Below are 21,258 nucleotides of genomic sequence, written 5' to 3' on the forward strand. Positions count from 1 at the left end.
GAATTCTCTAATATGCCCCCCTGGGTCGGAATCGCTAAGCGGAGCGGGGACTAGTTGCGCTTACGAAACCCTGACCCGAGCTGATGGCCGGCGCCCTCGGCGCGGGAGTGTCCACCGATGCAGCGACTCGCCGCGCGTGCTGTATGGTCGGACCGCTGGCCTCAACGACATCGTCCACAATCTGGCCCATTGCGTCTGAAACCAGTCGCAGCTCTAAACGATTCGTGATCGACACCGCCGTTTTCCGGCGGAGCCGACCACGAACGACAACCATGACAACTACAACCACGACGATTGTCAGAGGGCATTTATGTTGCCAGAGGAGGAGACGGGGAGGTCCACTCGCCGTCGTCGCGCACTCCTGATCACCGTGCTCGCCGTTGGTCTGACGGCTCTTGCCGCGTTCACCTTCGTCCAAACGGCCAGCCGGAGCCCCGCCGGGTCGCCGAGCCCGACCGCTCCCGTCGCTGGGGCCTACCCCTGGCACACCGGAATCATCTCCACGACATTCTGGGTCGGCGAAATCTTCGACCCGAACGCCGCGGACGGCAGCCAGGTCTATTCGACATACGACTCGGGGTGGATGGACGGCTACGGCGGTTGCGACGGCGTCCGAACCGCGGACGACTGCCAGACCGAGGTGCGGACCGCGGCCACCGACTACTTCCCGACGCACCTGACGCCGCTCGAGAACCCGTTCTACCTCGACCTGCCCTTCGACGACCTCAACGACGCCCAGGCGTTCGCGACTCGCGAGCAGGTGGTGCCGTGGGCCGGACAGTCCGCGTACGCGGGTTCGGCGGGCGATAACACCGTCAGCCTCATGAAGAACCGGTGGGTCCGCATCCGCTCGAACGGGCAAACGTGTTACGGCCAGATCGAGGATGCCGGACCCGGCCAGTACCACGATGCCGCCTACGTGTTCGGATCTGACGATGCGCGCCCGGCGAACAAGAAGTTCAACGGCGCGGGCATGGACGTGTCCCCAGCCCTCAACGGCTGCCTGCGCTTCAGCGACATCAACGGTGAGAACGACACCGTCGACTGGCAGTTCGTCGAGGCCGCAGACGTGCCGCCCGGACCCTGGACGAAGATTGTCACGACGAGCGCCGTGCGCCACTAGTCATTCGACACGACATGCGGCATCCTTATCGTTACTTGGCGCCGCCTGATGTATTTCCGTGACGGAACTCCACGACGTCGCCGTCCTGCATGACGTATTCCTTGCCCTCGATACGGGCCTTGCCCTTGGCGCGGGCCTCGGCGATGGAGCCGGCGGCGATCAGGTCGTCGAAGGAGAAGACTTCGGCCTTGATGAAGCCCTTCTGGAAGTCGGTGTGAATCACGCCGGCGGCCTGCGGGGCGGTCCAGCCCTTGTGGATCGTCCACGCGCGGGTCTCCTTCGGGCCTGCTGTCAGGTAGGTCTGCAGGCCGAGGGTGTCGAAGCCGATCCGGGCGAGCTGGTCGAGACCGCTCTCGGCCTGGCCGGTCGAGGCGAGCATCTCCGCGGCGTCGGCCGCGTCGAGCTCGCTGAGCTCCGACTCGAGCTTGGCGTCGAGGAACACGGCGTTCGCCGGGGCGACGAGGGCGGCCAGCACGGCAAGCTTCTCGGCGTCCTGAAGCACGGCCTCGTCGACGTTGAAGACGTAGATGAACGGCTTCGCGGTGAGCAGGCCGAGTTCCCGGATCGGCTCGATGTCGAGCTTCGCGGACGACAGCGGCTGGCCAGCGTCGAGCACGGCCTGCGCCTTGAGCGCGGTCTCGAGCACGATCGGGGGCATCTTGCGGGCCTTGACCTCCTTCTCGAAACGGCTGATGGCCTTCTCGAGGGTCTGCAGGTCGGCGAGGATGAGTTCGGTGTTGATGGTCTCCATGTCGCCGGCCGGGTTCACAGCGCCGTCGACGTGCACAACGTCGGGGTCGGCGAATCCGCGGATGACCTGGGCGATCGCATCCGCTTCACGGATGTTCGCGAGGAACTTGTTGCCGAGGCCTTCGCCCTCGCTCGCGCCGCGCACGATGCCGGCGATGTCGACGAAGGACACCGGTGCCGGGAGCAGGCGTTCGCTGCCGAAGATCGCGGCGAGCGCGGCGAGCCGGGAGTCCGGCAGGTTCACGATCCCCACGTTCGGCTCGATCGTGGCGAACGGGTAGTTCGCCGCGAGCACGTTGTTCTTGGTCAACGCGTTGAAGAGGGTGGATTTGCCGACATTGGGCAGTCCGACGATTGCAATAGTAAGAGCCACGAGAATCCATCGTACCGGGCGGGCCCCGCCGGGCCTGTCGGTGGGCCGTGAGAGCATGAAGGGGTGCCCCTCAATTTCACCGCGATCGACTTTGAAACCGCCAACTCCTCAAGCGCCTCCGCGTGTTCGGTCGGGCTCGTCAAAGTGCGTGACGGACTCGTGACCGACCGGGTCGGCTGGTTCATCCAGCCGGCGCCCGGCCACGACGAGTTCCTGAAGTGGAACATCAAGATCCACGGCATCTACCCGGCGGATGTCTTCGGCGCCCCGACCTGGGCCCAGCAGCTCCCGGCACTGGTCGCCTTCGCCGACGGTGACACCCTCGTGGCCCACAACGCCGGCTTCGATCTCGGCGTCATCAAGACCGCCTCAACCGTCGCCGGACTCCCGGTGCCCGACTTCAGCTACGTGTGCAGCCTGCAAGTCGCCCGCCGCACGTATCACCTTGATTCCTACCGGCTCCCGGTCGCAGCCATGGCGGCGGGCTTCGAGGACTTCGCGCACCACGACGCCCTCGCCGACGCCGAGGCCTGCGCCGCCATCATCATCCACGCGGCAAAGCGGCACGGTGCAGAGACGGTCGAAGACCTGGCCCGGATCACCAAGGTCGCGTTAGGAGCCATCGGACCAATCGCAGTTGCAGCCAAAGCCGCGGTCCACGGGCCGATGGCCCTGAGCTAGCTGCAGAACGAGCTAGTTGCAGAACGAACTAGTTGCAGAACGAGCTAGCAGCAGAACGATTCGAACGGACATCATGGACCCCGAAGACCTGCCACTGAGCCCCTGGCCCCAGAACATGCAGATCAACGTCGAGGAGTGCTGGTCGCCCCTGACCTTCCTGCTCTTCGTGCGCAGCGCCTGGCACCTCGAGATCGACAGCATTCCGCGCCTGGATTCCGAGCCGGACCCGGGTACCTCGCGCCGGCCGGCCGACCTCGACGTCGACGCCGCCGTGCAGCGCTGGCTGGTCGAGTGGCGGCGGGCCTGGACCCACTTCGACGTGGCCGAACCGACCGTGAGCATCCCGGACGAGGAGATCCAGCGCCTTCTGGACACCCTCACCGACGCGGAGCTGTGGGCGGCGACCTCGACCTCGACCTGGCCCTCGGACTTCTGGAACTCCGGCATCGACCAGGAAGCCTATGGAATGTGGCGCACGACGATGCCCGCACCGCTCGGCGCCCTGCCGGAGAACCGGGTCATCCCCGAGCTCGTCACGGCAGGGCAGGGCGGCCTCACGACGATCATCCAGCTGCCGTACCTCGGGTTCTTCGCGCAACGGATCAACCGGGAACACCTCGTCGTGTCGCGGACCACCCGGAACGACCCGGAAATGCTGACTCTCGCGCTCGCGCTCGAAGCCTGACACGCTCCCGGCCCACAGGGTCGCCAGACCGGTGAAACCCTCCTCGGCGGGTTCCCGCCTGCCGCGACGGCAATGTCGGTGGCCACTGGCAGGGTTGAGTCATGGATCCCTCGCTCACCCTCCTTCTCGGCATCGCCCTCGGCGCCGTACTCGGCGCCCTCTGCACGGTCATCGTGCTGCAACGCCGCGCCGTCCGGGCCGGCGCGGCCACGCCCACCGTCGATCCCGCCGTTCTCGAAGCCCGACACCGGGTCGACCTCGCCGAACTGCGGTCCTCCGAGGCCGCCGTCTCGGCCATCCTGCGTGAAGAACTGGCCTCGGTGCAGGCCACGACGGATGCCCTCCGCGAGCAACTCGCCGAGGCGCAGCGCCGGGCACGCGAGTTCGACGAGCGGCACCGTGAGGAGGCCGCCGCCCGCACCGAACGCGAACAGCGGGAGAGCAAGGTCCTGCAGGCCCTGGCCCCGGTTCGGGAAAGCCTGCACGACATGCAGCTGAAGGTCTCCGAACTCGAGGCCCAGCGCAGCCTGCAGCACGGCGAGCTCCGCCAGCAGCTCCGCAGTGCCACCGAATCCGAAGAGCGCCTGCGCAGCACCGCCGAGTCACTGGCTTCTGCTTTGCGCGCCAATAACACCCGCGGAGTCTGGGGCGAGACCCAGCTGCGCAGCGTCGTCGAGGCAGCCGGGCTCATCGAGCGGGTCGATTTCGACGTGCAGTCGAGCATCAGCTCAGACGCGGGGGCCGGCCGGCCCGACATGGTCGTGCACCTGCCGGGAGGAAAGAACATCGCCGTCGACGCCAAGGTGCCGTTCACGGCGTTCCTCGAGGCGAGCCAGATCCCGGCGACGGCCACCGGTGCGGAGGGCGCCCGGCGCACGGCGCTCCTGGGCGCCCACGTGAAGGCAGTGCGCGACCACATCACCGCCCTCGGCAGCAAGGCATACTGGCAGGGCCTCGAGGCCTCCCCCGAGATCGTGATCGCGTTCATCCCGAGCGAGTCGCTCGTGTCGTCCGCTCTCGAGGCCGACCCTTCGATCATGGAGTTCGCCTTCTCCAAGCGCGTCGCGCTCGCCTCCCCTGTGACGCTGTGGTCGGTGCTCAAGACCGTTGCGTTCACCTGGCAACAAGATGTGCTCACCCACGACGCGAAAATGCTCTTCGACCTCAGCCGGGAGCTCTACGCCCGGCTTGCAGTCACCGCCACCCACATCGAGAAGCTGGGGCGCTCCATCGAACGCACCGTCAAGGATTACAACGGTTTCGTCGGTTCGATGGAACGCCAGGTCCTGCCGACGGCGCGCAAGCTCAACGCACTCGACGAGTCCAAGGTGCTCGCCCCGCTGGCGGGCGTCGAGGAGTCCCCGCGGGAACTCGTCGCCTGGGAGCTCGTGACCGAACTGGAAGCTGCAGGACTCGCGGCGGCCGGACTCGAGGCATCAGCCCACCGCGCAGACTGAGCGGGCGCCATACGACAATCGCCGTTCCGGCCGAGTGTCTCCCGGAGAACGGGGCTACTCGGCCGAAACGGCGATTGTTGTATGGGGAGATGCGGGGTGCGGTCAGTGCGAGGTCAGTGCCCGCGGGCTACAGCCACTTGGCGGCGAGGTGGTCGGCTACGACCCGGCGGACGGTGCCGGACTTGCCGCGCATGACGATGCTCTCGGTGCGGATGATCGGACCCTTACGACGCACGCCGTCGACGAGGCCGCCGTCGGTCACGCCGGTAGCGACGAAGAAGGTGTTGTCTCCCGAGACCATGTCGTCGAGGTCGAGCACCTTGTCGACGTCGAGGCCGGCAGCAATGGCCCTGGCGCGTTCGGCGTCGTCCTTGGGGGCGAGTCGGCCCTGCATGAATCCGCCGAGCGCCTTGAGCGCGCACGCCGTCGTGATGCCCTCCGGGCTGCCGCCAATACCGACGCACATGTCGATGCGGGTACCGTAGCGGGCGGCGTTGATGCCGCCGGCGACGTCGCCGTCGGACATGAGACGGGTGCCGGCTCCCGCGCTCCGGATCGCATCGATCAGGCCCTCATGGCGCGGACGGTTGAGTACGGCCACGACCATCTCGCCGATGGGCTTGCCGGTGGCCTGGGACAGGGCGCGCAGGTTGTCCCCGATCGGCTGGTCCAGGTGCACGACGCCGAATCCGGCGGCGCCCGTGACGATCTTGTCCATGTAGAACACCGAGGAGGCATCGAGCATCGTGCCACGGGACGATACGGCGATCACGGAGAGCGCGTTCTGGCGACCCTCGGCCGTGAGGCTCGTACCGTCGATGGGGTCCACGGCGATGTCGCAGGCCGGACCGGTGCCGTTTCCGACGTGCTCGCCGTTGAAGAGCATCGGAGCCTTGTCCTTCTCGCCCTCGCCGATGACGATGACTCCATCGAAGTTGACGGTACCGAGGAAGACTCGCATCGCGTCGACGGCGGCCTTGTCAGCCGCGTTCTTGTCTCCGCGACCGATGAACGGCACCGCGCGAATAGCCGCGGCTTCGGTCGCACGCACCAGCTCCATGGCCAGGTTTCGGTCCGGATGGGTGAAATTGGGGGCGATTTCGGGGCTGTTCACAGATGGTCCTTCCCGGACGAAGAGTGCGGCAGTGGCGAGGCCCAGCTTTGGGCCGGCGCCGGTTTCCCAGCGCTGCCGTTTAAGAGCCTAGCGCCCGCCCAGCGGGAACGGCTGATGTTTCCCGTCCAGCCATCCAGCCGCCGTCGGTAGGATGGGAAGACCGAATCTGTACAACCGAGGAGACGCAGAAACATGCCCATCGCAACCCCAGACCAGTATGCAGAGATGCTCAACAAAGCCAAGACCCAGGGTTTCGCTTACCCGGCGTTCAACGTTGCGTCTTCCCAGAGCATTAATGCCGTCCTGCAGGGCCTGACTGAAGCAGGCTCCGACGGCATCATCCAGGTCACCACCGGTGGCGCCGATTATTTCGCCGGCCACACGGTCAAGAACCGCGCATCCGGTGCGCTCGCCATGGCTCACTTCGTGCAGTCCGTCGCCGACAATTACCCCGTTACCGTGGCCCTGCACACGGACCACTGCCCCAAGGGCGCCCTGGACGACTTCGTCCTCCCGCTCATCGCCGCTTCAGAAGCCGAAGTCAAGGCCGGGCGCAACCCGATCTTCCAGTCGCACATGTGGGACGGTTCCGCCATCCCGCTCGCCGAGAACCTCGTCATCGCGAAGGACATCCTCAAGCGCACCAAGAACATCAACGCGATCCTCGAGGTCGAGATCGGCGCCGTCGGCGGCGAAGAAGACGGTGTCGAGGGCGACATCAACGAGAATCTGTACACGACCCTCGCCGACGCGAGCGCCATGATCGACGCTCTCGGCCTCGGCGAAGACGGCCGCTACATGGCCGCGCTGACCTTCGGCAACGTCCACGGCGTCTACAAGCCCGGCAACGTCAAGCTGCGCCCGGAGCTCCTCAAGGAGATCCAGGACGGCCTCGCCGCCAAGTACGGCACCGGCCCGAAGCCGCTTGACCTCGTCTTCCACGGCGGGTCCGGCTCGACCGCCGACGAGATCGCTGAAGCCGTCGCCAACGGCGTCGTGAAGATGAACATCGACACCGACACTCAGTACGCGTTCACGCGCGCCGTCGCCGGCTACATGCTGAAGAACTACGACGGCGTCCTCAAGATCGACGGAGAAGTCGGCAACAAGAAGCTGTATGACCCGCGCGCCTGGGGCAAGGTCGCCGAGACGGCGATGGCCGCCCGCGTCGTCGAAGCCACCCAGCAGCTCGGTTCCGCTGGACACTCGGAGAGCTGATCCGGAGTAAATTCATCCAATGGGCGAAACATCGGCGTACTCCAGCCACCTGTTCGTGCGGGGAACCCGCAACAACAGCTGGTCCAACATGCTCTCCTTCATTCCTGAAGGATCGAGGGTGCTGGACGTGGGGTGCTCGGCCGGAAATTTCGGTGAAGCCCTGGAACAGATGAATAGCTGCACCGTCGTCGGTGTCGACCTGAACACGGTCGACATCGACGAGGCGCGGGGCAAGATCTCCGAGGCCTACGTGCTCGACGTCAGCGACACGGTCGCCGTCGCCGGACTCGGAACTTTCGACGTCGTCCTGTTCGCCGACGTCCTCGAACACCTGCCAGACCCGCGCGCGACCCTCGTGGCCATTCGCGCCCTGCTGCGGCCCGGCGGAGTCGTGGTCTACTCGATTCCCAACATGGGTCACCTTTCGGTCCGGCTCGACCTGCTCGAAGGCCGGTTCACGTACACGGAGACCGGGCTGCTCGACGAGACCCACCTGCATTTCTACGATGCCTTCGAGATCGAAGACATGTTCACGGCCGCCGGTTACGGCATCCGTGAGGAGGACCCCGTCGTCTCGGAATATCCGAAACGCTGGGTGACGGAACGGCTTGCCGACCTCGGACTCACCGCGGACGAGAAATTCTTCGACCTCCTGAAGGCCACGGAGAGCCACGTCTACCAGTACGTCGGAGTCGCGATCCCCCTGGCCTCCCTGCCGCGGAACACCGCGCGGATCCGTACGCGTACAACACCCCCCGACGAGATCCTCGGATTCGCGAACCGGATCGCCGCCGAGAACGAGGCGCTCAAGAACACGGATGCCGCCCTCGTCGCAGCCGCCCAGGCCCGCCTCGAGGCGGAACTCCTCGCCGCTGACAAAGCAACCGCCCTGGCCGAACGGGACGCCGCGACGGCCGAGCTCGTCGCCACCGCCGCCGCCCGGGATGCCCTGGCCGGCGAAGTAGCCGGTCTCCGGGCGCACCTCACGTACATGAAGACGCACCCCGTCGCCTTCCTCACCCGCAAATTAGTCGAACGGCTCCCCCGTGCCCAGCGAAAACGTCCCTGACAGCCCCCGCCGGGACCCCCGGCCCCAGCCCCGCTACGGGGAGCTGGCCCCTGAAGGCTGGAGCTGGGACCCGGGCGTCACGACACCACGGTCGACCACCGGCGGCCCGAACCCCGCCGTCTCCGCGCCGTTGCTCGGGACCCTGACCGGACCGGCCAAGCCCGCTGTTCCAGCCTGGGACCGGCGGGTGACCCTCGGCCTGCTCGCGCTCGGCCTCGCCGCGACCTTCATGTCGATCGGGGTGCTGGGCGCGCTCCCCGACGCCATCCAGATGCTCTACACCCAGTCCCACCTCGGTACCTACGTGCCGGACTCCTCCGTCGCCGGGCTCGTCACGGCGGGCGGCATCACCGAAGCGATCGTCTGGCTGCTCACCGCCGCCGCGGCGATCCTGCTCATCTCACGCCGCAAGCGGGCGTTCTACGTCCCGGTGATCGGCGCGGTGATCGCGCTCGTGGTGATCTTCGCCTTCATGATGGTCGTCGTGACCACCGACCCGACGCTGATCGACTTCTACAGCCAGCCGTAGGCATCCGCGCGGGCGCACCTGACCGGCGCCCCACGGTGATCGGCGCTACTCGACCCGGGACACGCGCCCGCCGAGGGCCCGTGCGTCGTCGTTGCCCGCGAGGTCCTTGCGCAGTTCCTTCGGGAGCGAGAACAGCAGGTCCTCCTCAGCGGTCTTCACTTCCTGCACGTCGCCGAAGCCGGCGCCGGCCAGGTCGCGCAGGAGTTCGGTCACGAGTTCCTCGGGCACGGATGCCCCGCTCGTCACTCCGACGGTTGCGACGCCGTCGAGCCACTCCTGCTTGACCTCGCTCGCGAAGTCGACCCGGTAGGCGGCGCGGGCGCCGTATTCGAGGGCGACCTCGACGAGGCGCACCGAATTGGACGAGTTCGCCGAACCGACGACGAGCACGAGGTCGGAGGCCTCGGCGATCTTCTTGATCGCCACCTGCCGGTTCTGGGTGGCGTAGCAGATGTCATCGCTCGGCGGATCCTGCAGCAGCGGGAACCGGGCGCGAAGCCGGCTCACGGTCTCCATGGTCTCGTCGACGCTGAGGGTGGTCTGCGACAGCCAGACGACCTTCTCCGGGTTGCGCACCACGATCGTGTCGGCCTCGTCGGGGCTGCCCACGAGGGTCGTGTGCTCCGGGGCCTCCCCTGCCGTGCCCTCGACTTCTTCATGTCCTTCGTGGCCGATCAGCAGGATCTCGAAATCATCGCGGGCGAAGCGCACGGCCTCGCGGTGCACCTTGGTGACGAGCGGGCAGGTCGCGTCGATCGCGCGCAGCCCGCGCGCAGCTGCCGCGCTGACGACGGCCGGAGACACTCCATGGGCGCTGAAGACGAGGTGCGAGCCGCGGGGCACCTCATCGACCTCGTCGACGAAGATGGCGCCCTGCTTCTCGAGTTCGGAGACGACGTGCACGTTGTGCACGATCTGCTTCCGCACGTAGACGGGGGCTCCGTATAGCTCGAGCGCCTTCTCGACGGCGATGACGGCCCGGTCGACACCCGCGCAGTAGCCGCGCGGGGCAGCGAGCAGCACCCGTTTCGGCCCATCCACCGGGGTATCCTTGAGGACGTTGCGTGCCCGGGGAATCCGGGGCATGCCGAGGCCGATAACGCTTGAATCCGAGCTGATAGTCACCGGCTCATTCTATGGGTGCGTGGCTGGACAGGCCGTGGGAGGAACGATTCATGACCGATGCACCACCCACCCTCGAGGCCCCGTGGCCCGTCGCCCTGCTCGCGAACAAGATCCGCGGCTACATCGAGCGGCTCGGCACAGCCTGGGTCGAGGGTGAGATCACCCAGTGGGGCCTCAGTGGCGGCAATGTGTACGGCAAGCTCAAAGACCTCAGCGAGGACGCCACCGTCGGCTTCACCGTGTGGTCGTCCGTCAAGGCCCGGCTGAGCGACGAGTTCAAGCAGGGCGACCGCGTCATCGCCCTGGTCAAACCGAATTACTGGGTCAAGGGCGGCACACTCACCATGCAGGTCTTCGACCTGCGCCACGTCGGCCTCGGCGACATGCTCGAACGCCTCGAGCGTCTCCGCAAGCAGCTCGCGGCCGAAGGCCTCTTCGCGACCTCCCGGAAGAAGCCCCTCCCGTTCCTGCCGCACTGCATCGGCCTCGTCACCGGCAAGGACTCCGACGCCGAGAAGGACGTCATCCGCAACGCCCAGCTGCGCTGGCCCGCCGTCGATTTCCAGCTCGCATACGCGGCCATGCAGGGCGACCGCTCGGTGGCCGAGGTCGTCGCCGCGATCCAGCGCCTCGATGCCGACCCCGACGTCGACGTCATCATCGTCGCCCGCGGCGGCGGCGACTTCCAGAACCTGCTCGGCTTCAGCGACGAACGCGTACTCCGCGCCGCGGCGGCCTGCAACACCCCCCTGGTCAGTGCGATCGGCCACGAGGCAGACCGGCCCCTGCTCGACGAGGTCGCCGACCTCCGGGCCTCCACCCCGACGGATGCCGCCAAGCGCATCGTCCCCGACGTCTCGGACGAACTCAACCGCGTCCAGCAGGCCAGGTCCCGGTTGAGCACCCGGCTGACCGGAATCCTCGCGGCCGAGGTCGACCGGATCGGCCAGCTCCGGTCACGCCCCGTGCTCAGCAGCACGGCCTGGATCGTCGATTCCCGTGCCGAGGACCTCACCCGGTACGTCGCCCGGGGAACGGAGCTTATGGAACGCGTCGTCGAGGCATCCGCCGGCGTCGTCGCGGAGCTCCGCTCGAGGCTCCGAACGCTGTCCCCGCAGGGCACCCTCGATCGCGGATACGCGATCGTGCAGGTGCGGGACGGCCACGTGCTGCGTGCCGCCGCCGATGCTCCGGACGGTACCCGGCTCAGGATCACGCTCGGCACAGGAACCCTCGCGGCCACAGCGGGCCCGCCCGCTGAGTCGACCGCAGACCCGGCTACGGACCCGGCCACCGGGCCGAACACGACAACCAGGACTCAATAGAATGGACGCCATGACCGCTCCCGCCGACATCTCCACCTTGAGCTATGAGCAGGCCAGGGACGAACTCGTCCGGGTCGTGAGCGCCCTCGAACAGGGCTCGTCAACCCTCGAAGAGTCCCTCACCCTCTGGGAACGCGGCGAGGAACTCGCGAGCCGCTGCGAAGAATGGCTGATCGGAGCCAGGGCCCGCCTCGACGCCGCCCGCGCGCGCCAACTGGACTCCGCCTCCCCCTCGACCGGCCCCGGCACCGAATGAGCACCGCGAAGCGCCCGCCCCGGGTCGTCGCCGAGCTCGGCAGGCCTGAGACCGCGCAGGAGACGGCCGACCGCCTCGCGACGAACTCGCGGAACTACCGGTCGCGCAAGACCGTCAACAACCTGGTCCTGTCCCTGCTCGCCACCCTCGGTGCGGTCTTCGTTCTCGTTCTCCTCGTCCCGCGCAGCGACGGGCCCGTCGACCGCACCGTCGATTTCGCCGCCGTCGCGAGCCAGGTGCAGGTCGGGATCGACGCGCCGCTTGTGGTCCCTGAGCTCCCGGATGGCTGGCGGGCGAACGCCGCCCAGTGGCGTCTCGGCGGCACCGACAAGATCCCGTCCTGGTACATCGGCCTGCTGACCCCCCGCAACGAGTTCATCGGCCTCACCCAGGCCATCGGCGCAAACCCGACCTGGATCGGGCAGCAGTTGAAGGACGCCCCCGCAGTCCAGACGCTCACCCTCGTAGGTGTCACCTGGGACGTCTACCGGAATCCCGCAGCCGAGAAGGACCGCGGCAACTTCGAATACGCCCTCGTGACGACCGCAGGGACGAGCAGCTACCTGCTCGTCGGAACGGCGGACGAAGACGAATTCGCGGCGCTCGCGACCGCGATCGCCTCCCAGATCAGTGCCAACGGACAGGCGGTGACCCAGTGACCGGACAGGGCAAAGACGTGCTCATCAGCCAGGCTGCGGCCCCCGGCGACGCCGTGGGCCCGGCAGCGGTGTGGAGCCGGCTGCAGCGCGGCAACCAGCGATTCGTGGACGGCGAGCCGCAGCATCCGCGCCAGGACGTCGACCGGCGCACCGAGCTCGCGACCGCGCAGACTCCGGCCGCTGCCCTCTTCGGGTGCAGCGACTCGCGTCTCGCCGCCGAGATCATCTTCGACATGGGCCTCGGCGACCTTTTCGTCGTACGGAACGCCGGCCAGGTCATCTCCGATTCCGTGCTCGGCTCCCTCGAGTACGCGGTCGCCGTGCTCAAGGTTCCGCTCATCCTCGTGCTCGGCCACGACGGCTGCGGCGCGGTCCAGGCCGCCGTGGACGCGCAGTCGCCCGGCGCGGCTCCCCTGCCCGTGCACATCGGCCGGATCATCGAGAAGATCGTGCCGGCCGTGCACCGGGTGGTCGCGGCGACGGATGCGACGCTGACCGACCCCGGGAGCATCGATGCGCTCATGGTCGGCAGGGAACACCTGCGCGACACCGTGACCGAGCTCCTGGAACAGTCAGAGTTGATCAGCGACGCCGTCGCAGCGGGTACATTGGCTATCGTCGGCGCCAATTACCGACTGCTCGAAGGCCGGGCCGTTCCCGACGTCGTCGTCGGCAACGTCTGATCCCACAGCCCGGGCAGTACCGTCTCCCAATCGAAAGGTCTTACACACAGTGGTGGAAAAAACCGCAGATGCCGGCTACCGAATCGAACACGACACGATGGGCGAGGTGCAGGTTCCCGTCGACGCCCTCTACGGCGCCCAGACTCAGCGGGCCGTTGAGAACTTCCCGATCTCCGGCTCTGTCCTCGAACCCGCGCAGATCTCGGCCCTCGCCCGCATCAAGAAATCCGCCGCCCTCGCGAACGCGCAGCTCGGGGTGCTCGACGGCGCCATCGCCGAGGCGATCGCCGGAGCAGCAGACGAGGTCATCACCGGTCTCTACGACGACCAGTTCCCGATCGACGTCTACCAGACCGGCAGCGGCACCTCCTCGAACATGAACATGAACGAGGTGCTCGCGACCCTCGCCACCCGCACCCTCGGCCGCCCGGTGCACCCGAACGACCACGTCAACGCCTCACAGTCGTCAAACGACGTCTTCCCCACGTCGGTGCACCTTGCCGTCACGAGCGCGCTCATCGACGACCTCATCCCCGGGCTTGACCACCTCGCCGTCGCGCTCGAGGCCAAGTCGGTGCTCTGGGCCGATGCCGTCAAGGCTGGCCGCACCCACCTGATGGACGCGACCCCGGTCACCCTCGGCCAGGAGTTCGGCGGCTACGCCCGCCAGATGCGGCTCGGCATCGAGCGCATCCGCAGCGCCCTCCCCCGCGTCGCCGAGGTGCCCCTGGGCGGCACTGCAGTAGGAACCGGCATCAACACCCCCGCCGGCTTCCCCCAGCTCGTGATCGAGCTCCTGGTCGCCGAGACCGAGCTTCCCGTCACGGAAGCCCGCGACCACTTCGAAGCGCAGGCCAACCGCGACGGCCTCGTGGACGCATCCGGTGCCCTGCGCACCATCGCGGTCAGCCTCACCAAGATCTGCAACGACCTGCGCTGGATGGGCTCCGGCCCCAACACCGGCTTCGGCGAGCTACAGATCCCTGACCTGCAGCCCGGCTCGTCGATCATGCCCGGCAAGGTCAACCCGGTCATCCCCGAGGCCGTGCTGATGGTCTGCTCCCGCGTGATCGGCAACGACGCGACCGTGGCCTGGTCGGGCGCATCCGGCTCCTTCGAGCTCAACGTGGCCATCCCCGTGATGGGCACCGCGTTGCTCGAGTCGATCCGGCTGCTCTCGAACGCGACGCGGGTGCTCGCCGACAAGACCATCGACGGGCTCGAGGCCAACCTCGACCGGGCGAAGGCCCTGGCCGGCTCCTCCCCCGCGATCGTGACGCCGCTCAACCGGGTGATCGGCTACGAGGCCGCGGCGAAGGTCGCCAAGCACGCGGTCGCGCACGGCGTCCCGGTGCGCCAGGCCGTCATCGACCTCGGTTTCGTGGAACGCGGCGAAGTCACGCTTGCCCAGCTCGACACGGCCCTGGACCTGCTCAGCATGACGCGTCCCCCCGCGCGCACCGCCTAGCCCCGAACCAATTCGACGGAGTTTTTGCCCCTGGCGGCTCGAATCGGGCCTCCCACGTGTCTTTTGGGCAAAATCTCCGTCGAATTGGTCAGGTCGGAACGCGGGGTCAGTTCGGGTCGTTGCCCTCGAGCATCTCGGTGACGAGCGCGGCGATTGCACTGCGCTCCGAGCGGGTGAGCGTCATGTGGGCGAACAGCGGATGCCCCTTGAGCGTCTCGATCACGGATGCGACGCCGTCGAAGCGGCCGACCCGGAGATTATCCCGCTGGGCGACGTCGTGGGTGAGGACCACCCGCGAGTTCTGCCCGATGCGACTGAGCACCGTGAGCAGCACGTTGCGCTCGAGGGACTGCGCCTCATCGACGATCACGAACGCGTCGTGCAGCGAACGGCCCCGGATGTGGGTGAGCGGCAGGACCTCGAGGATCCCCCGCTCGAGGACCTCTTCGAGCACGTTCTCGGACACGAGCGCGCCGAGGGTGTCGAATACCGCCTGGGCCCACGGGCTCATCTTCTCGCTCGCGTCACCGGGCAGGTAGCCGAGTTCCTGGCCGCCGACCGCGTAGAGCGGGCGGAACACCATGATCTTGCGATGCTGCTGGCGTTCCAGAACGGCTTCGAGTCCCGCACAGAGCGCGAGCGCCGACTTCCCCGTCCCCGCTCGCCCTCCCAGGGAGAGTATCCCGATCTCAGGGTCGAGCAGCAGGTCGATCGCCAGGCGCTGTTCGGCCGACCGGCCCTTGAGGCCGAACAGGTCCCGGTCGCCGCGCACGAGCCGCATTTCACCCTTGCCGGTGACCCGGCCGAGCGCCGAGCCGCGGTCAGAATGGACCACGAGGCCCGTGTTGATCGGCATGTCCTGCACCAGACGGGTGTTGAGCACCTCGTTGTCGTAGAGTTCGCTGATCTGGTTCGACCCGAGAGTGATCTCGTCCATCCCCGTCCAGCCGGAATCGATCGCGAGCTCGTGTCGGTACTCATCCGCGAGCAGGCCGATCGATGCCGCCTTGACCCGCAATGGCAGATCCTTGGAGACGACCGTGACGGCGAGGCCGTCGTTGGCGAGGTTCATCGCGACCGCGAGGATCCTCGAATCGTTGTCGCCGAGTTGCAGGCCAGAGGGGAGCACCGACATGTTGGAGTGGTTCAGCTCCACACGCAGGCTGCCACCCTCTCCGACCGGGATCGGGAAGTCGAGGCGTTCATGCTTGACACGCAATTCGTCCAGGAGCCGGAGGGCCTGGCGGGCGAAGTACCCGATCTCCGGGTCGTTGCGCTTGGATTCGAGTTCGGCGATCACGACGACCGGCAGCACGATGGCATGCTCGGCGAAGCGGAAGATCGCCTTGGGATCCGACAGGAGGACCGAGGTGTCCAGCACAAAGGTGCGCTCGGTTTGCTTGATGTCGGAAGCCGTCTGGTTCGAACCCTGATAGTCGGTCTGATTAGCGGTCACAACCACTCCCACCCCGTGCCTCGAAAGGCGCGGATTGTGTTGGCGAGCTGGCCACGGGGGTTCTCGAGCCGTACTTATGTGGCCGTCTCGATCAGGCGCCGTACCTGATGGGAATGACGCTACTTACACTCGGTGAATATCGGAAGTGCGACACACACATTGTCACCAGACGTTAATGGGCTCGGCGCCAGGAACTCAGTAAATGGCTGCCGTCGCATACGACGTGAATGCCCCGCGCAGCATGTCAACGGTGTCGACGCTGAGCACGGCGTGGGCGCTGAGTCGCACCCGGCCGTCGCGGGTCGTCGCGGTGATCCCGTGGTTGTGCAGGGCGATCGTGAGCGTGTTGAGCTGGGCGGGATGGGGCTCGAGCACGAGGATCCCGGCCCGCTCGCGTTCGTCCCGCGGCGACACCACGGGTACCGCGTACTCGTCGGCGAGGTCGATCAGTTGCGACACGTTGTCCGCGACCGCGGCATCGATGTTATGAATGCCCGTCACGGCAATCTCCTCGAGAGCCGCGGAGAACCGCGCCTGCGCGATCGCGTCTCCATTGCTGACCCGGAATGCGCGGGCGCTGTGGCTCGGCGGCAGCACCTGGTCCCACGGCTCGTCAACGTCCGTTCCCGCGAAGCCCGAGAACACCGGAACGAGTCGTTCGACCGCACGGTCGCTCAGCGCCAGGAAACCGGTTCCCCAGCCCGAGCGCACCCATTTCTGGCCACCGGATGCGACGACATCCGCCATCTCATAGGCCGCGTCGGTGACACCGAAGCCCTGGATCGCGTCAACGATCAACAGACGGTCGCCGATGACCTGGCGGATTCCGTCGAGGTCCACCCGGAATCCGGTCCGTGCGTCGACGAGGCAGACCGCGACGGCGACCGTCGCCGGCGTCAGCTGCTCGCGGATCTCGCCGGGGGTCACCCTGCCGTGCTCGGTCCCCAGCCAGATCGGGGTCACGACGCGCAGCGCTTCCGCCGCACGCACGGCCGCGAAGGGAACGGTGGGGAAATCGCCGGGCGAGAGCAGCACGCCCCCGGTCAGGCCGAACATGGCCTGCATGATGCCGGTCGTCGTGTTCGGCTCGCAGACGACCTGGTCGGCCCGGAAACCGGTCACGGCGGAGACGGCCTCGCGCATCCGCTCGTCCTGCTGGAAGAGGTGGTCGAGGCTGCCGAAGCGGGCCCGGGACAGGATCTCGGTCTGGCCGAGGCTCTCGGCCACCACCGTCGCCGAGAGCGGTCCGACCCGGCCGTAGTCGAGGTAACCGGGCTCTTCGACGAACCCCGCTGCATAGGCATCGATCTCGGTCATCCGGTCTCCTAGCTTCCGAAGCGGCGCTGGCGTTTGGCGAAGTCGCGCAGGGCGCGCAGGAAGTCGACTTGGCGGAGGTCGGGTCCGAGAGCCTCGACGAAGTAGAACTCGCTGTGGGCGCTCTGCCAGAGCATGAAATCGCTGATCCGCTGCTCACCGGAGGTGCGGATCACGAGATCGGGGTCGGGCTGGCCACCCGTGTAGAGGTGCTGGCCGATGAGTTCGGGAGTGAGCGTCTCGGCGAGGTCCGCGAGGGTGTGACCGTTCTCGAGGTGCGCGGCGACGATGCTGCGCATGGCGTCGGTGATCTCGGTGCGTCCGCCGTAGCCGACCGCGAGATTGATGTGCATTCCCTTCTTGCCCGCGGTGCGGGTCTCGGCGTCGCAGAGCGCAGCGATGAGCGGCGCAGGCAGGCCCTTCTTCGTGCCGACCTGCTGGACCCGCCAGTTGCGCTGGCGCGAGAGCCCTTCGGCGAGCTTGGCGATGATCTTGGTGAGCTCGGAGAGTTCCTCGCTCGGGCGGTTGGTGAGGTTGTCCGAGGAGAGCAGGTAGAGCGTGACCACCGAGATGCCGAGGTCGTCGCACCAGCTGAGGAACTCCCGCATCTTCGCCGCGCCGGCACGGTGGCCGTGTGCGGCGGACTCGAGCCCGAGCTGCCGGGCCCAGCGGCGGTTGCCGTCGATGATCATCGCGACGTGGCGTGGCAGGTTCTCCGGCGTCAGCCCGCGCCGAAGGCGGCGCTCGTACAACCTGTAGAGGATGTCGCGCGCCAAGGGGACCTGCCTCTTCTGCACGTATTTACGCTAGCCCACTCGGGCAGCCCGTGCTTCTTCGGGCATGTTCGCTGTCGTATTCTGGCTGCATGGCCGCAGAGAGCAGCACCGGGGACGACGCAACCGCACGACAGCCGCTGAAGGACCCCGACGACGAGTTCATCCCGCAGCTGCCGCTGCTCGAGTCGGAGGCACCCCGGCCGGAGGATCTCAAACCCACCTGGCGCGGCTGGATCCACGCGGGCACCTTCCCGGTCACCATCGTCGCGGGGATCGTGCTCTTGTCCCTCGCGGAGGGTCCCGCTGCGAAGTGGAGCTGCCTCGTCTTCGTGATCAGCTCCCTGCTCCTGTTCGGCAACTCGGCGCTGTACCACCGCATCAACTGGAAGCCGCGCACGAAACTCGTCTTCAAGCGCATCGACCACGCGAACATCTTCCTGCTGATCGCCGGTTCCTATACGCCGATCACGGTGCTCGCGCTACCGCCGTCGAAGTCCGTGCTCCTGCTCTCCCTCGTCTGGGGTGGCGCACTTCTCGGCATCGCCTTCCGGGTGTTCTGGATCACCGCCCCGCGCTGGCTCTACGTGCCGTTGTACCTGCTCCTCGGCTGGGGCTCACTGATGTTCATCGTCGACTTCTTCCAGGCGAACGCCGCGATGATGACGCTCATCATGATCGGCGGCCTGTGCTACTCGGTCGGCGCCGTCATCTACGCGCTCAAGAAGCCCAACCCGGTTCCCGGGGTCTTCGGGTTCCACGAGATCTTCCACAGCCTGACCGTTATCGCGTTCCTCTGCCACTGGACGGCGATCCTGATCATCGCCACGCATCCGCTCTACCCCTGAGGCTGCTGGGTCTCCCGCGGGGTGGAGGCCTCGCCCGGGCGCTTGTCCGCCTCACCGCGGGCAGCGAGTTCCGCCTGCAGGCGCTCGGCTATCTCCGCGCGATACGTCGTGCGGCGGATGCGGCGGACCAGATCGAAGCCGAGCAGCACGACGGCGACCACAACGAACAGGATCGCCAGGAAGCCGGCGGGGCCCGGCGTGACGGTGTCGGGGTTGAATTCGGGCGGCGGCGTGTTGGCGAGCATGAAGCCCGTTACCGCGTCGGCGAGGTGCGGGAACAGGACGGCGCTCATGCCTCGTCCCGGATACCGGCGAACAGATCTGATTCAGGCATGACCGTTTCAACTTTCGATTCGACGAGCTGGAAGTCCTCGTACGGCCACGCCTCACGGATGAGGTCGTTCGGCCAGAAAAAGAAGCTGCTCGTGGGGGAAACCTGGCTCGCGTGGGCCCGCAACGCCGCGTCCCTCGCGTCGAGGAAGTCTCCGACCGGAACGTGGGTCGTCGCCAGGGCCGGGTAGTTCTTCATCCAGTCGCGGGCCTCCCCGAGCGGCTCGAGCAGGGGGGACTCCGGTTCCTTGACGCTCAGCAGCAGGAAGAGGGCATCGATGCGTTCGAGGTTGAAGATGCGATCGTAGTAGAGCTTGTCGATCTGCCACGGTTCTCCGTCACCCGGGTACCGGGTGGGGTCCGCGGCGGCGCGATACGCGGCCATCGAGACCTCGTGACAGCGGATGTGGTCCGGGTGCGGGTATCCGCCGTTCTCGTCGTAGGTGATCAGGACCTGGGGGCGGAATTCGCGGATGATCCGCACGAGCGGTTCCGCGGAGAACTCGAGGTCGATGGTCGAGAAGGAATTCGGCGGGACCGAACCGTCCTCGTTCATGCCGGAATCCTGGTAGCCGAGCCACCGATGTTCGATGCCGAGGGCCTGCTGCGCCTGGCGCATCTCCCGTCGGCGCAGGCCGGCCATGTCGCGCTCGGCCATCGCCGTGTCGGCGAGGGCGTCGTTGAGGATGCTGCCGCCCTCTCCACCCGTGCAGCTCACGACCATGACCTCGGCGCCACGGCTCCGATAGTACGCATAGCTCGCAGCCCCCTTGCTCGACTCGTCGTCGGGATGGGCATGAACGGCCAGGAGGCGCAGTGTCATCGGACTCCTCAGAAATGGCGGATAACCTAGGGACAAGACTAATCGTTGAACCGTGAGTGTGGAGTCTGAGTGACCGGCAGCAGGAACGTCGACAGCGGTACCCGCAGCGAGGGCACCCTGGATTCCCGGTACGGTCGTGCCCCGAACCGGCGTCTGCGCGACCGTCGGTCCCTCTGGATCACCGCAGGGGCCTTCGCCGTCGTGCTGGTGGGCTGGGTCGTCTGGGTCGGGCTGGGCGCCTCCCAGCCCCTGCTCGAAACCAGGGACATCCGCAACGTCGTTCAGGACGACCGGAACGTGACGGTGACCTTCGAGGCCTCGATTCCGGTGGGGTCACCGGCGAGTTGCGCGGTCGAGGCGCTCAACCAGAGCTTCGCGGTCGTAGGGTGGAAGGTGATCGACCTGCCGCCGAGTGACCAGTATTCACGTACGTTCACGGAGCAGCTACTGACGACCGAGCCCGCCACCACCGGATTGATTTACCGGTGCTGGCTGACCTAGACTGACGTATTCGCCCCGACGTTCTTCGCCGGGGCGAGCGTTGTTTTCCTGCTGCGATCCGCCTGGAATCACGCACACAACACCGCACGATCACGCATATCCGGTACCACACGCATGACTCGAGCATGAGGAGGAGACCCACCCATGACAACTGAAACCACCGTCACCTGGCTGACGCAGGAGGCGTACGACCGCCTCGCCTCCGAGCTGGAGGCCCTGAGCACCGTCGGCCGTATCGAGATCGCGAAGAAGATCGAATCCGCGCGTGAAGAGGGCGACCTCAAGGAAAACTCGGGGTACCACGCGGCGAAGGACGAACAGGGCAAGCAGGAGGCACGCATCCGCACGCTCATCGTGCTGCTCCGCAACGCCGAGGTCGGCCACGCCCCCGAGAGTAAGGGCGTTGTCGAGTCCGGAACCGTGATCACCGCCACCATCGCAGGTGACGAGGAGCGCTTCCTGATCGGCAGCCGCGAGATCGCCGGCGACAGCGACCTCAACGTGTACAGCGAGCAGAGCCCGCTCGGTGCCGCGATCCTCGGCCTCAAGGTCGGATCGAAGACGAGCTACACCACCCCGAACGGCAAGGAAATCGCCGTGGAGATCTTCGCCGTCGAAACCTGGGGCGGCGACTAGCAGCATCCGCGGCAACTGTGGCCGTTATGGACGACTGCGCCCGGTGCACGGGCCGCAGTAGT

General features: G+C 67.1%; 23 protein-coding genes. 15 read left to right on the forward strand and 8 right to left on the reverse strand.

Features of this window, described 5'->3' with window-relative positions:
- The first annotated feature begins 310 nt into the window (after positions 1–310).
- Entirely contained in the window at positions 311–1,123 is an 813-nt protein-coding gene (locus RCH22_RS10980) for a hypothetical protein (protein ID WP_327014003.1), read from the forward strand.
- Positions 1,124–1,154: 31 nt separating this feature from the next.
- Here RCH22_RS10980 and ychF read toward each other — a convergent pair whose 3' ends face one another.
- Entirely contained in the window at positions 1,155–2,246 is a 1,092-nt protein-coding gene (gene ychF / locus RCH22_RS10985) for a redox-regulated ATPase YchF (RefSeq protein WP_327014004.1), read from the reverse strand.
- A gap of 63 nt (positions 2,247–2,309) precedes the next feature.
- On the opposite strand from ychF, the gene RCH22_RS10990 reads away from it, so the two are divergent.
- From RCH22_RS10990 to rmuC, 3 genes are all read left to right on the forward strand, one after another.
- A complete protein-coding gene (locus RCH22_RS10990; protein WP_327014005.1) occupies positions 2,310–2,927 on the forward strand; it encodes an exonuclease domain-containing protein in 618 nt (205 codons plus the stop codon).
- Between the two features lie 73 nt (positions 2,928–3,000).
- Positions 3,001–3,612 (forward strand): hypothetical protein, encoded by a 612-nt coding sequence (locus tag RCH22_RS10995; RefSeq protein ID WP_327014006.1) that lies wholly within the window; start codon positions 3,001–3,003, stop codon positions 3,610–3,612.
- A 101-nt stretch (positions 3,613–3,713) separates the two neighbouring features.
- Complete coding sequence (gene rmuC, locus RCH22_RS11000) at positions 3,714–5,069, forward strand: DNA recombination protein RmuC (protein WP_327014007.1); 1,356 nt, start codon at positions 3,714–3,716, stop codon at positions 5,067–5,069.
- Positions 5,070–5,196: 127 nt separating this feature from the next.
- On the opposite strand, the gene glpX is transcribed toward rmuC, so the two are convergent.
- The gene (gene glpX, locus RCH22_RS11005) at positions 5,197–6,129 is read right to left on the reverse strand and encodes a class II fructose-bisphosphatase (RefSeq protein ID WP_134449619.1); all 933 of its coding nucleotides are present in this window, start codon (positions 6,127–6,129) and stop codon (positions 5,197–5,199) included.
- Between the two features lie 246 nt (positions 6,130–6,375).
- On the opposite strand from glpX, the gene fbaA reads away from it, so the two are divergent.
- Genes fbaA through RCH22_RS11020 form a run of 3 tightly spaced genes read left to right on the forward strand, consistent with a single transcriptional unit; the run spans position 6,376 to position 8,999 of the window.
- Positions 6,376–7,401 (forward strand): class II fructose-bisphosphate aldolase, encoded by a 1,026-nt coding sequence (gene fbaA / locus RCH22_RS11010; RefSeq protein ID WP_134449498.1) that lies wholly within the window; start codon positions 6,376–6,378, stop codon positions 7,399–7,401.
- Positions 7,402–7,420: 19 nt separating this feature from the next.
- A complete protein-coding gene (locus RCH22_RS11015) occupies positions 7,421–8,470 on the forward strand; it encodes a class I SAM-dependent methyltransferase (RefSeq protein WP_327014008.1) in 1,050 nt (349 codons plus the stop codon).
- Positions 8,448–8,999, forward strand: coding sequence for a DUF6264 family protein (locus RCH22_RS11020; protein WP_327014009.1), 552 nt, complete (start codon positions 8,448–8,450; stop codon positions 8,997–8,999). The genes RCH22_RS11015 and RCH22_RS11020 overlap by 23 nt, the downstream gene beginning before the upstream one ends.
- A gap of 45 nt (positions 9,000–9,044) precedes the next feature.
- Here the strand turns inward: RCH22_RS11020 and RCH22_RS11025 are convergent, their stop codons facing one another.
- A complete protein-coding gene (locus RCH22_RS11025) occupies positions 9,045–10,085 on the reverse strand; it encodes a 4-hydroxy-3-methylbut-2-enyl diphosphate reductase (protein ID WP_327015507.1) in 1,041 nt (346 codons plus the stop codon).
- A gap of 89 nt (positions 10,086–10,174) precedes the next feature.
- Between RCH22_RS11025 and xseA the strand changes: the two genes are divergently transcribed.
- The 5 genes from xseA to RCH22_RS11050 are packed head-to-tail and all read left to right on the forward strand — an operon-like array spanning position 10,175 to position 14,515.
- Positions 10,175–11,449 carry an exodeoxyribonuclease VII large subunit gene (xseA, locus tag RCH22_RS11030; RefSeq protein ID WP_327014010.1) on the forward strand — a complete coding sequence of 425 codons (1,275 nt, stop codon included), beginning with the start codon at positions 10,175–10,177 and terminating at the stop codon, positions 11,447–11,449.
- Between the two features lies 1 nt (position 11,450).
- Positions 11,451–11,705 (forward strand): exodeoxyribonuclease VII small subunit, encoded by a 255-nt coding sequence (locus tag RCH22_RS11035; protein ID WP_327014011.1) that lies wholly within the window; start codon positions 11,451–11,453, stop codon positions 11,703–11,705.
- The gene (locus RCH22_RS11040; RefSeq protein WP_327014012.1) at positions 11,702–12,364 is read left to right on the forward strand and encodes a DUF4245 domain-containing protein; all 663 of its coding nucleotides are present in this window, start codon (positions 11,702–11,704) and stop codon (positions 12,362–12,364) included. The genes RCH22_RS11035 and RCH22_RS11040 overlap by 4 nt, the downstream gene beginning before the upstream one ends.
- A 17-nt stretch (positions 12,365–12,381) precedes the next feature.
- Complete coding sequence (locus RCH22_RS11045) at positions 12,382–13,047, forward strand: carbonic anhydrase (protein ID WP_327015508.1); 666 nt, start codon at positions 12,382–12,384, stop codon at positions 13,045–13,047.
- Positions 13,048–13,096: 49 nt separating this feature from the next.
- Positions 13,097–14,515, forward strand: coding sequence for a class II fumarate hydratase (locus tag RCH22_RS11050; RefSeq protein WP_327014013.1), 1,419 nt, complete (start codon positions 13,097–13,099; stop codon positions 14,513–14,515).
- Between the two features lie 106 nt (positions 14,516–14,621).
- Here RCH22_RS11050 and RCH22_RS11055 read toward each other — a convergent pair whose 3' ends face one another.
- The 3 genes from RCH22_RS11055 to RCH22_RS11065 form a co-directional block, all read right to left on the reverse strand.
- A complete protein-coding gene (locus RCH22_RS11055) occupies positions 14,622–15,920 on the reverse strand; it encodes a PhoH family protein (protein WP_327015509.1) in 1,299 nt (432 codons plus the stop codon).
- A gap of 246 nt (positions 15,921–16,166) precedes the next feature.
- The gene (locus RCH22_RS11060; RefSeq protein WP_327014014.1) at positions 16,167–17,288 is read right to left on the reverse strand and encodes an aminotransferase class V-fold PLP-dependent enzyme; all 1,122 of its coding nucleotides are present in this window, start codon (positions 17,286–17,288) and stop codon (positions 16,167–16,169) included.
- Positions 17,289–17,296: 8 nt separating this feature from the next.
- The gene (locus RCH22_RS11065; RefSeq protein WP_327014015.1) at positions 17,297–18,082 is read right to left on the reverse strand and encodes an isoprenyl transferase; all 786 of its coding nucleotides are present in this window, start codon (positions 18,080–18,082) and stop codon (positions 17,297–17,299) included.
- Between the two features lie 140 nt (positions 18,083–18,222).
- Between RCH22_RS11065 and RCH22_RS11070 the strand changes: the two genes are divergently transcribed.
- On the forward strand, positions 18,223–18,906 hold the full coding sequence (locus tag RCH22_RS11070; RefSeq protein WP_327015510.1) for a hemolysin III family protein: 684 nt from the start codon (positions 18,223–18,225) through the stop codon (positions 18,904–18,906).
- On the opposite strand, the gene RCH22_RS11075 is transcribed toward RCH22_RS11070, so the two are convergent.
- Together RCH22_RS11075 and mca are read right to left on the reverse strand one after the other, a co-directional pair.
- The gene (locus RCH22_RS11075) at positions 18,897–19,199 is read right to left on the reverse strand and encodes a hypothetical protein (protein ID WP_327014016.1); all 303 of its coding nucleotides are present in this window, start codon (positions 19,197–19,199) and stop codon (positions 18,897–18,899) included. The two genes, RCH22_RS11070 and RCH22_RS11075, sit on opposite strands and share 10 nt — an antisense overlap.
- Positions 19,196–20,059, reverse strand: a complete 864-nt coding sequence (mca, locus tag RCH22_RS11080) for a mycothiol conjugate amidase Mca (protein WP_174774567.1) — start codon at positions 20,057–20,059, stop codon at positions 19,196–19,198. The genes RCH22_RS11075 and mca overlap by 4 nt, the downstream gene beginning before the upstream one ends.
- Positions 20,060–20,128: 69 nt before the next feature.
- Here mca and RCH22_RS11085 point away from each other — a divergent pair, with 69 nt between their 5' ends.
- Positions 20,129–20,560, forward strand: a complete 432-nt coding sequence (locus RCH22_RS11085; RefSeq protein ID WP_327014017.1) for a DUF4307 domain-containing protein — start codon at positions 20,129–20,131, stop codon at positions 20,558–20,560.
- Positions 20,561–20,704: 144 nt separating this feature from the next.
- Positions 20,705–21,196, forward strand: a complete 492-nt coding sequence (gene greA, locus RCH22_RS11090) for a transcription elongation factor GreA (protein ID WP_134449486.1) — start codon at positions 20,705–20,707, stop codon at positions 21,194–21,196.
- Positions 21,197–21,258 lie beyond the last annotated feature (62 nt).

The organism is Cryobacterium sp. GrIS_2_6, from assembly GCF_035984545.1.
Classification (GTDB): Bacteria; Actinomycetota; Actinomycetes; order Actinomycetales; family Microbacteriaceae; genus Cryobacterium.